Annotated in this window: 9 protein-coding genes; 6 read left to right on the plus strand and 3 right to left on the minus strand. The window is 54.3% G+C overall.

Features of this window, described 5'->3' with window-relative positions; all coding sequences use genetic code 11:
• Together ACWIUF_RS07520 and ACWIUF_RS07525 are read left to right on the plus strand one after the other, a co-directional pair.
• The coding region (locus ACWIUF_RS07520) for a Coenzyme F420 hydrogenase/dehydrogenase, beta subunit C-terminal domain (RefSeq protein ID WP_448571670.1) at nt 1-1,045 on the plus strand (1,045 nt) is incomplete at its 5' end.
• 220 nt (nt 1,046-1,265) lie between these two features.
• A complete protein-coding gene (locus ACWIUF_RS07525; protein ID WP_448571671.1) occupies nt 1,266-1,418 on the plus strand; it encodes a hypothetical protein in 153 nt (50 codons plus the stop codon).
• 49 nt (nt 1,419-1,467) lie between these two features.
• Here ACWIUF_RS07525 and ACWIUF_RS07530 read toward each other — a convergent pair whose 3' ends face one another.
• Nucleotides 1,468-1,686, minus strand: coding sequence for a hypothetical protein (locus ACWIUF_RS07530; protein WP_448571672.1), 219 nt, complete (start codon nt 1,684-1,686; stop codon nt 1,468-1,470).
• Between the two features lie 15 nt (nt 1,687-1,701).
• Nucleotides 1,702-2,688: a DnaJ C-terminal domain-containing protein gene (locus ACWIUF_RS07535; protein WP_448571673.1), complete on the minus strand. Its 987-nt coding sequence runs from the start codon at nt 2,686-2,688 to the stop codon at nt 1,702-1,704.
• Nucleotides 2,689-2,911: 223 nt separating this feature from the next.
• Here ACWIUF_RS07535 and ACWIUF_RS07540 point away from each other — a divergent pair, with 223 nt between their 5' ends.
• Both ACWIUF_RS07540 and ACWIUF_RS07545 read left to right on the plus strand, forming a co-directional pair.
• Nucleotides 2,912-3,499: a Uma2 family endonuclease gene (locus tag ACWIUF_RS07540; protein WP_448571674.1), complete on the plus strand. Its 588-nt coding sequence runs from the start codon at nt 2,912-2,914 to the stop codon at nt 3,497-3,499.
• A 56-nt stretch (nt 3,500-3,555) separates the two neighbouring features.
• On the plus strand, nt 3,556-4,200 hold the full coding sequence (locus ACWIUF_RS07545; RefSeq protein ID WP_448571675.1) for a Uma2 family endonuclease: 645 nt from the start codon (nt 3,556-3,558) through the stop codon (nt 4,198-4,200).
• 77 nt (nt 4,201-4,277) lie between these two features.
• Here the strand turns inward: ACWIUF_RS07545 and dnaK are convergent, their stop codons facing one another.
• Complete coding sequence (dnaK, locus tag ACWIUF_RS07550; RefSeq protein WP_448571676.1) at nt 4,278-6,392, minus strand: molecular chaperone DnaK; 2,115 nt, start codon at nt 6,390-6,392, stop codon at nt 4,278-4,280.
• A gap of 389 nt (nt 6,393-6,781) precedes the next feature.
• On the opposite strand from dnaK, the gene ACWIUF_RS07555 reads away from it, so the two are divergent.
• Both ACWIUF_RS07555 and ACWIUF_RS07560 read left to right on the plus strand, forming a co-directional pair.
• A complete protein-coding gene (locus ACWIUF_RS07555; RefSeq protein ID WP_448571677.1) occupies nt 6,782-7,255 on the plus strand; it encodes a DUF29 domain-containing protein in 474 nt (157 codons plus the stop codon).
• A gap of 217 nt (nt 7,256-7,472) precedes the next feature.
• Nucleotides 7,473-7,643: a DUF4926 domain-containing protein gene (locus ACWIUF_RS07560; protein ID WP_448571678.1), complete on the plus strand. Its 171-nt coding sequence runs from the start codon at nt 7,473-7,475 to the stop codon at nt 7,641-7,643.
• The last annotated feature ends 134 nt before the right edge of the window (nt 7,644-7,777 follow it).

Consider the following 7,777-nt stretch of genomic DNA (forward strand, 5'->3'; position numbering starts at 1 on the left):
CCACGGGCAATCCCGCGAGTCGCTGCGCTCCAAGTCGACTGCCGTTAGCGACAGCGACTACTTCGGCGTCTACGAGGCAATGTACACGGCCCGCAGGCGGGATCCAATCCCGGGTGCCCAGTGGACGGGCATTGTCAGCAGTACGGCGATCGCCATGCTGGAAAAGGGGCGAGTTGAAGGCGTTGTCTGTGTCCAAAACAGTGAGCACGATCGCTTCCAACCCAAACCCGTGATTGCCCGTACCCGTGAAGAGATCCTCGCTGCACGGGTGAATAAACCCACGCTTTCGCCCAATTTGTCTGTCCTTGAACAGGTACAACAGTCGGGGATGAAACGCCTGCTGGTGATCGGTGTTGGCTGTCAAATTCAAGCCCTGCGGGCTGTTGAGCAGCAATTAGGCTTGGAAAAGCTCTATGTACTGGGGACCCCCTGTGTGGATAATGTGACCCGTGCCGGGTTGCAGAAATTTTTAGACACCACCAGTCGCTCGCCGAAAACCGTTGTTTACTACGAATTCATGCAGGATTTCCGCGTCCATTTCAAACATGAAGATGGCTCCACGGAAACCGTACCCTTCTTTGGTTTGAATACGAAGGAACTCAAGGATGTCTTTGCTCCCTCCTGCATGAGTTGCTTTGATTATGTCAATGGTTTGGCAGATTTAGTCGTGGGGTATATGGGTGCGCCTTTTGGCTGGCAGTGGATCGTGGTGCGCAACGATCGCGGCCAGGAAATGCTCGATCTGGTCAAGGATCAACTAGAGGTGCAGCCTGTCTTTTCCCAAGGCGATCGCCGCCAAGCGGTGCAACAAAGTATTCCCGCCTACGATAAGGCTGTTACCTTACCGATGTGGGCAGCGAAGTTAATGGGTGTTGTCATTGACAAAATTGGACCACGGGGTTTGGAATATGCCCGGTTTTCGATTGATTCCCACTTCACCCGCAATTATCTCTACGTTAAACGTCATTACCCGGAAAAACTCATGGCCCACGTCCCCGAATTTGCCAAGCGTATTGTGAGCCAATACCAGTTACCGAAGACCTAACAGGCGTCCTTCACACGGGTCCTAAATTAATTCCAACACGGGTTAAGAAAATGTCTTACAAGGGGGATCGTGGTTAAAACCATGAATACGAACCTCGACGCTTGGCTATCCTAACTTGGCTATCCTAAGGGTTGCTTTACGTTTGTAGTGGCGACTTTAGTCGCCAAAACGACTGGTTTCTCGACTTTTCAAACTCCCTCTCAGACGGTGGGCAGTGTAGTTGCCCAACCCCGATGTCATCTGGGTGCGCAGGGGATTGGGACCGCAGGAAGGCGATGCGATCGCTCAGGGGTTAGTCGTCGTTCCAGCAAGCCGCTTCCGGCGGGATGAGGTGCCCCACACAAGGGTAGCCGTAATCGGGGATGAGGGCTAGCCAGACATCAACCGATGAGGTCAATCGCCCCTTCAGACAAGACAGAACGTTATCGCGCAAAAACCGACGACACCACCACCGTAACGGTTGCTGAGGCAATCAACGCAAATGCCAACTGCACCACCCACTGGGTTGCCTGCTGGTAGGTCGTGAACCGATCGTTAAATTTGGCCTGCTCCGCTTCCCAGCGATCGAACTTAGCCGTTACATCCGCTTCTAGCCGATCCAATTGCTCAGCGATATCCCTCAGCGTGGGTTCTGCGTTCATGGGGCCTCCATTACTTTAAACAGGTAAATTCGCACGCGGGTTAAAGTCTTCGAGTTGGCGTAGTTTCTCATAGAGTTCCCGTTCCTGGGCGCTGATATTTTTGGGGATCACCACTTGAATTTCGACAATTTGATCGCCCCGGCGGCCTGCTTCATCGGGATAGCCCTTTTGCGCCAGCCGCAACCGTTGACCGGAACTCACCCCCGCTGGGACGGTCATCTTTACAGGGCCATCTAACGTCGGGACTTCGATCGCACCGCCCAACACCGCTTCACTCGGCGTTAGGGGCAGTTGGCAAAGAATGTCAATGCCCTCAACTTTGAAAAAAGGGTGGGGGATGACATCAATTTTGAGATACAAATCACCGCCAGCAATGCCTTGACCTCGGAGGCGAATGCGTTGGCCAGACACCATCCCAGGGGGTAAGTTCACCTCCAGCGATCGGCCATCTTCCAAGCGAATCCGTTCCCGGCCTCCCAGATAGGCGGTTTCCAAGGGCACCGAGAGACGCGCTTCCGCATTGCGGGGAGAAGGACGGGCATTCACGGTATAGGCTGTGCGGGTTGTGCCCGGTCGGAATTGGGTACTGCGGCTGGCCGATGGGGTGCTGGCTCCCCCGGTGGTGCCATTGCGACTGGCCCGACGACCCAGGAGTTGATCGACAAAACTATTGAAGTCTTCAACCTCGAAGTCAATTTCCTCACGGGTAGCGGTACGCCCCCCCACGCCCCAACCTGCTGCTGCCGATCGCGCCGCCTTCCCCGCAAACCCGCGTTGTTTCCAGAACCGGCTGAACTGGTCATACTGCGATCGCTTACTGGCATCGGACAGGACCTCGTAGGCTTCGCCAATATCTTTAAACTTTTCCTCTGCCGCCTTATCCCCCGGATTAAGGTCAGGATGGTATTTCCGGGCCAGCCGCCGGTATGCCTGCTTGATTTCATCCACCGAGGCGTCTCTGGCCACGCCTAAGATTTCGTAATAGTTCCGAAAGTTCTGCATAGTCTACAGGATACTCGATCCATCGGGGCCTAAGGGGGCAGGCTGTTGCCCTTCTGGGCATAGTCTACCAAGATCTATCATTATGAAGAGACTCAAGGTTGGGAAGCCGAGAGGTTGTGGGGTAGGCATCTTGCCTGCCAGGACTACACAGCCAATCTTGTGGGGTAGGCATCTTGCCTGCCAGACGCACGCGAAAATGGGGACATTTTTAGGGCAAGCTAAGATGATCACGACAGCACCAGCCAAACCCTTACTGACCTTTGAAGAGTACTTGGCCTATGACGATGGCAGCGATACTCGCTATGAACTGGTGGATGGAGCCTTAGTCGCAATGCCGCCTGAGTCCTCAGAAAATAACCAGATTGCCAAGGGGTTGTTCTTTGAATTGGCCAAGTATGTCCCCCTCGCCTTGCTGGCCCATAAGGACACGGAAATCGAGGTCTCTGGTCGTCGTGCCCGGTGCCGCATCCCTGATCTCTTAGTGCATAGCGAAGAATCCCTGGCTGCGCTGGCCGGGGCAAGTCGGGCGACTCTAACACGGGATATGCCACCCCCCGCCCTCGTGATTGAAGTTGTGAGTCCCGGCACCGCTAACCGTAATCGGGATTATCGCCACAAGCATACAGAGTATGCCGCCCGTGGCATTGCCGAATATTGGATCGTCGATCCGGAAACGCGGCAGGTCACCCTCTGTCAGTGGGTAGAGGGACAGTACGAAGACACGGTTTTGACGGGATCAGCCCCCATCCCCTCCGCTGTGATTCCTAACCTGAATGTAACCGTTGATCAGATCTGGGGCATGGGCCAATAGGGTCACTCTCCGATTTTTATTTTGTGATCAAATTGTGATCAAAGGGAGTAGCCACAATGATCGCGACACCTTCCCCGAAAACCCTGCTGACGTTTGAAGAGTACTTGGCCTATGACGATGGCAGCGATACCCGCTATGAACTGGTGGATGGAGCGTTAGTTGCAATGCCGCCTGAATCCCCAGAAAATTTGGCGATCGCCCGGTTCCTCTTGGCCGAATTGATGAAATATCTGCCGCTGCAACGGGTTGTCTACAATACCGAGATCGAAGTCTCTGGCCGTCGGGCACGGTGCCGGGTGCCGGATTTATTGGTCCATAGTGAGGAGTCCCTAGCCGCCTTAACTGGCGCGAGTCGGGCTACCCTTACCCGTGATATGCCACCCCCCGCCCTCGTGATTGAAGTCGTAAGTCCCGGCACCGCTAATCGCGATCGAGACTATCGCTATAAGCATACCGAATACGCCGCCCGTGGCATTGCCGAATATTGGATCGTCGATCCGGAAACGCGGCAGGTCACCCTTTGTCAGTGGGTAGAGGGACAGTACGAAGACACGGTTTTGACGGGTGCAATGCCAATTCCCTCTGCGGTGATTCCTGAGCTAAACTTAACTGTCGATCAGATCTGGGCAATGGGGGATCAAGCGTTTGCTCCTGAAACCAGCGCTCAACCACCAAGAGCCGATCAACCACCAAGACACTAAGATCACTAAGATCCACCAAGAACTTCGTGCCCCTTGGTGTCCTTCGTGCCTTTGTGGTTCCCAACACCCCCTACACCCTAGATCCAATCATCATCATCCCCCCAATCCTCATCGTCATAGCCGTTATAGCGATTGCCCCGATCGTACCCTCCCCGATCATAGCCGCCGCGATCGTAGCGATCGCCCCGCCCCGACTGACCACTCGATCGCGATTCACTCAACTGGCGACAACTGCTATCACTGCCCCGCCGCGAAGGTTCACGACTGGAACTCAAAGACCGACGTTTGCGATCGCCTTGGCCAAAGGGACTCGCCTCCCGAATTTCCGAGAACGTGCGCTTAATCGGCTCCAGGAGATCATCCTCTTCCTCCTCTGCAAAACGCAGGGCAGTTTCCCGCTTCAGTTCGTAGAGGGCATCCTGTAACTCCGCCTGGGTAATGTCCAGCCCCCGCTCATCCTCCTGCTCCAGGCAATCGCGCAGTTCCCGCACCAGGAGTTCAATCCGTTTACGCAAATCACTGGCAAAGTAAACACCAAAGTCGAGGCTCAGTTCCCGCAGTTGCCGTTCCGCCCGGTTCGCCAGGGCCTCGATCCGGTTGCGTTTTTCCACCCGTTCCCGCCGTTCGCGATCGACTTCGGCAAACTCTTCGGCTTCCCGGATCATGCGCTGCACTTCGGCTTCGCTCAGGGTTGATGCGCCTTGAATGACAATGCTTTGCTCCCGTCCCGTACTGCGATCGAGGGCTGTCACTTGCAAAATGCCATTGGCATCAATATCAAAGGACACCTGGATCTGGGGCACACCTCTGGGAGCCGGGGGAATCCCCGTCAACTTGAAGCGTCCCAGGGACTTGTTATCCGCCGCCATCTCCCGTTCCCCTTGCAGAACATGGATTTCCACCAGAGTTTGGCCATTTTCGGCGGTGGAGAAGATATCCGATCGCCGCACCGGGATGGTGGTATTGCGGGGGATCAGCTTTTTCATCACGCCGCCGATCGTCTCCAACCCCAGGGACAGGGGCGTGACATCCAGCAACAGCACGTCTTTCACTTCCCCCGCCAGGATTGCAGCTTGGATCGCGGCCCCCACAGCAACGACTTCATCTGGGTTGACGTTTTGGTTCGGTTCCTTGCGGATCAGCGATCGCACCAGGTCCTGTACAAAGGGAATCCGGGTCGATCCCCCCACGAGGACGACTTCATCAATTTGGGCGGGGGTCATGCCCGCATCGGCGAGGGCACGTTTGACCGGCTGTTGCAAGCGTGAGATCAGATCGTCGCAGAGGCCCTCAAATTGGGCGCGGGTGAGGCGGGTTTCCAGGTGTTTGGGACCGTCTTCGGTGGCGGTGATGAAGGGAAGGTTGATATCGGTGACGGCGACACCTGACAGTTCGATTTTGGCCTTTTCGGCGGCTTCCATGAGGCGTTGCAGGGATTGGCGATCGCGCCGCAGATCAATCCCTTCGGCTTCTAAAAATTGTTCAGCGAGCCAATCGACGATTTTGCGATCGAAGTCATTCCCCCCCAGTTGGGTATCGCCACTGGTGGCCTTGACTTCAAAGACCCCATCACCCACCTCCAGAATCGACACATCAAAGGTGCCCCCTCCCAAGTCAAATACCAGAATCGTTTCGTTCTCCGCCCGGTCTAACCCATAGGCGAGGGAGGCTGCCGTGGGTTCATTGAGAATGCGTTTCACCTCCAGGCCCGCAATCCGTCCGGCATCGCGGGTGGCCTGCCGTTGGGAGTCGTTGAAGTAGGCGGGAACGGTAATCACGGCTCCGGTCACAGGTTCACCCAGATAGCGACTGGCTTCTTCAACCAGCTTTTGCAGGATCATCGCGGAGATTTCTTCCGGGGCGAATTCCTTCTGCAAGCGGGGGCAGCGGATTTTGACGTTGCCATTGTCGTCCCGCCGGATGGTGTAGGCGACGCGCTTGGATTCGGGAGTGAGTTCCGAGTATTTGCGACCGATGAAGCGCTTAACCCCATAGTAGGTGTTTTGGGGGTTGAGGACCGTTTGCCGTCGCGCCATCTGACCGACGAGGCGCTCGCCATCCTTACTGAACCCGACCACCGAGGGAGTTGTCCTCATGCCTTCGGCGTTGGCGATGACCACTGGCTTGCCGCCTTCCATCACGGCAACGACTGAGTTGGTGGTGCCCAAGTCAATGCCAACTACTTTTCCCATCGATAACTCCGCTCCTGCGATCGCGCTTGCTGCCCAGTCAGGTCTACTCAGGTATTGTCGCTGTCTCAACCCAAGTTATCAACCATTCTATCTTGCCAGCCTGACGCTAAGTCCTCTGGCAAGGGGGGAGGGGGGGGTACTGAATGAATACTGCTTGGGAATGCTTGGGCCGCATGATGCTGGTTTCGGCGGAAACGCGATCGCCCTGCCAAGGGATGAAGTCACGGATGTAGTAAACATAGGACTCTCCCAAATGCGCACGGAACTGGTGTGGGAGGGCAAGGTTGACGAGTATGGCGATCGCCAGGAGGTGGATATTGCCGGGTGTGCCATGCCGATGCAGAAGATTGAAAGCATCGATATAATAAAAATAATCATAAAGATATTTTATGGAACCTCAAGTTAAAGCTAAACCCACGTCACTATACGATACAGACTATCAACTTTGGTTGAATCATACCGTTGCCCAATTGAAAGCACAGGATTTTAGCAATCTTGACCTAGAAAATTTAATTGAGGAGATTGAGAGCTTGGGCAGGAGTGAAAAACACGCGATTTCCCGCTATCTCATGCGCTTGTGTGAGCATCTGCTCAAGATTAAATATTGGGAGTCTGAACGAGAGATGTGCTTAAGAGGTTGGAAACGTGAGGTCATCAACTTTAGGTTACAAATTCAGGAAGGACTGGAGACAAGCCCTAGCTTAAAGTCATTTGTGCAGGATAGTTTTTCTAAGCAATATAAAAATGGCAGAAAACTATTTCTAAATGCTAGTGACCTTAATGCTAGCTTGATTCCCCAAGAGCCTGACTTTACCCTAGAGCAAGCCCTAGATGAAGATTGGTTCCCTTGGCAACCGGAATAGCGTGTAGCGTTCGCTGAATTGACTGGGAAATTCCCGATCGCAAGGCTGCCATTGTCCTGCGTACTTTGTGGGAAATTATGATAGACCAACCCAATCCTCGCTTAGTTTCTGCATTTATCAGGTAAGGACTATGACGCTAACAACCCTTGATACCGTTGCCAACATCAAGCCAATTGATCGCGATCGCCTCACCTTAGTTGAACCTGCATACTAGTCAATTCAACAGCTACCGGTTGGGCAGGTGGGCACTATTCTTGAGGTATACCCCGGTGAGTCGCCCCGTTATCTGGTGGAATTTGCCGATCGCCAGGGACGCGAATATGCAATGGCTGTACTCCAACCCACGGAAGTTCTTGCCCTGCACTATGAATTGAGTTTAGTCGGCTAATTGTTCGTAGTGTTCACGCCCGTGAGCATTAACAACGACTAAAGTCGTCACTACCAACCTTTTGCCTTTTACCTTTTTACTTTTGCCTTAATCATGTCCCAACAACCCACCTACGGCCCCCACAACCCCCACCC

This window comes from Trichothermofontia sp. (assembly GCF_053493415.1).

Excerpts from the sequence above, each read along its gene's own strand:
- dnaK (WP_448571676.1), bottom strand. The coding sequence starts at position 6,392 with ATGGGAAAAGTAGTTGGCATTGACTTGGGCACCACCAACTCAGTCGTT.
- ACWIUF_RS07530 (WP_448571672.1), bottom strand. The coding sequence starts at position 1,686 with ATGAACGCAGAACCCACGCTGAGGGATATCGCTGAGCAATTGGATCGG.
- ACWIUF_RS07545 (WP_448571675.1), top strand. The coding sequence starts at position 3,556 with ATGATCGCGACACCTTCCCCGAAAACCCTGCTGACGTTTGAAGAGTAC.
- ACWIUF_RS07535 (WP_448571673.1), bottom strand. The coding sequence starts at position 2,688 with ATGCAGAACTTTCGGAACTATTACGAAATCTTAGGCGTGGCCAGAGAC.
- ACWIUF_RS07540 (WP_448571674.1), top strand. The coding sequence starts at position 2,912 with ATGATCACGACAGCACCAGCCAAACCCTTACTGACCTTTGAAGAGTAC.
- ACWIUF_RS07555 (WP_448571677.1), top strand. The coding sequence starts at position 6,782 with ATGGAACCTCAAGTTAAAGCTAAACCCACGTCACTATACGATACAGAC.